Source organism: Xenorhabdus griffiniae, from assembly GCF_001028135.1.
GTDB classification, from domain to species: domain Bacteria; phylum Pseudomonadota; class Gammaproteobacteria; order Enterobacterales; family Enterobacteriaceae; genus Xenorhabdus; species Xenorhabdus bakwenae.
Genome location: NZ_LDNM01000197.1, coordinates 1 through 1,285, shown reverse-complemented (window position 1 = coordinate 1,285; position 1,285 = coordinate 1). Strand labels below are relative to the sequence as shown.

The following is a 1,285-nucleotide window of genomic DNA, read 5'->3' as shown; positions in this document are numbered from 1 at the left end:
GTGCGTATCGGCGTTTTAAGTTCGTGGATGTGGGCTAAACGGGTAAAAACGGTTCTTTAATAATCTGATATTCAAAGAAAAAATTACGTAAAAAAGTACGACCGCACCGGAATCGCTCCTAAGACCCCATTGGGCTGATGGGGGGCTTGAATCCGTATGGGTATGTGCATAATCCGCTATCGTGGGTTGATCCATACGGTCTGGCAGGTGATGACTGTGACAAACTTCTTAAGAACAAGAAAACCACTTATGAAGGAACAAGCCGCCGTGATGCGTTGAGACAAGCTAAGAGAGATGCGGGAATTCCTAATAGCCAGCATCCATCTGAAATATCAAGGGTTGATTTGGGAGACGGATACGGCGGTGTTGTTCGTAATCCAAACGGTACTCCAGTTACAACTCGGCAGTACCATTATGTGAGTAAAGATGGTAAGAAAATAATTATTCAAGAACATAGTTTGGGGCATTATAATTTCGATAAGTGAATAATATAATGAACATCATTGATTTTATTAGTAGAAATATATTCTTAAAGCAGATTTTTCCCAACGGATTAACTGAAAGTGTTCTTTTAGGCCAGATAGGTTTAAATGTTGGCGGACAGTTAAGTTTAAATATCCATACTCAACAAAAGCCTGAGCAAGAAGTATCTAAATGGGGACTATGGGGAAAAAATTATAATGTTATTGTTATTAGGCTTTTGGGTTTAGGCGGAGAAAATGTAATAATAAATGGCTGTAAAAAAATAAATTATGGAAAAATCAATGTAATAAAGGGAGACGACAGGACATTTATTACACAAACCGGTGATGAATGGTTTATCGAAATAGATGTTGATCATCTTATATTTCAGGGATGTGATACGTATATAGATGGTGGTGATGATCCAGCTCTATAGGTAAATATTGTGTGAGCCGAAAGATCCCCATGATCTTCCGGCTTTCTTCTTTTTTAAGAGCCGTTCAGTCCCTGCCCTTAATTGCTGTTGTAGTCGCTAAGCAGTTCCCGCATTCGCAGCTTGATCTCACTGAGCTGGTCTTGCTGGCGCTGGTACTGTTGCTTAATGGTGCGGGTGTCGTCACTGTCAGGAATAAGCACCAGACAGCCATCCATAATTTTAACCGTGAGTGTGCAGCCCTTATCAAAGCCAGCGGCCTTAAGCCACTGGCCTTTAAGATGGATGGCAGGCGGGGCTTTAGCCTTGTCATTTTGCGGCACGTACCCCACGGTGTAATAACGTTCTGTTTTTGTCGCTTTATTTACGGCACGGTTTTGCCTAGAATGC

3 protein-coding genes are annotated in these 1,285 nt (G+C 41.5%); 2 read left to right on the top strand and 1 reads right to left on the bottom strand.

What is annotated here, in order from left to right:
• The first annotated feature begins 146 nt into the window (after positions 1-146).
• Entirely contained in the window at positions 147-485 is a 339-nt protein-coding gene (locus AAY47_RS19660; RefSeq protein WP_235428426.1) for an HNH/endonuclease VII fold putative polymorphic toxin, read from the top strand.
• A gap of 8 nt (positions 486-493) precedes the next feature.
• Positions 494-898, top strand: a complete 405-nt coding sequence (locus tag AAY47_RS19655; RefSeq protein WP_047772075.1) for a hypothetical protein — start codon at positions 494-496, stop codon at positions 896-898.
• 77 nt (positions 899-975) lie between these two features.
• On the opposite strand, the gene AAY47_RS19650 is transcribed toward AAY47_RS19655, so the two are convergent.
• A partial coding sequence (locus tag AAY47_RS19650) for a SymE family type I addiction module toxin (protein ID WP_047772074.1) occupies positions 976-1,285 on the bottom strand: 310 nt, incomplete at its 5' end.